Below are 263 nucleotides of genomic sequence, written 5' to 3'. Positions count from 1 at the left end.
CTTGTTTTTCATGACTTCATCGCCAAACTCGGCGGTCAGCTCATCGCAAGCATGAGCTGAGCAGTATTGCTCTATGTTGATGGTGTCGCCATAGTTGTTGATGATGTAATCAGGGTCATTGTCTTTGGCGTACTGGATAATTTTTTGAGTATGTTGGGATATGGCTTGGCTTTTATCTGTACAATTAAAAGAAGCACCCGCATTGCCATTATATTTGTTCGTGCCACCATACACCAGACACATGCCATTGGTGGCTTTATAGC

General features: G+C 43.3%; 1 protein-coding gene. It reads right to left on the bottom strand.

Annotated elements, in window-relative coordinates:
- A partial coding sequence (locus B0E34_RS21470) for a hypothetical protein (RefSeq protein ID WP_165763032.1) occupies nt 1–263 on the bottom strand: 263 nt, incomplete at both ends.

The sequence above is a fragment of the Chryseobacterium mucoviscidosis genome, from assembly GCF_002177115.1.
Lineage (GTDB): Bacteria > Bacteroidota > Bacteroidia > Flavobacteriales > Weeksellaceae > Chryseobacterium > Chryseobacterium mucoviscidosis.
This window is presented reverse-complemented; position numbering and strand designations above follow the sequence as displayed.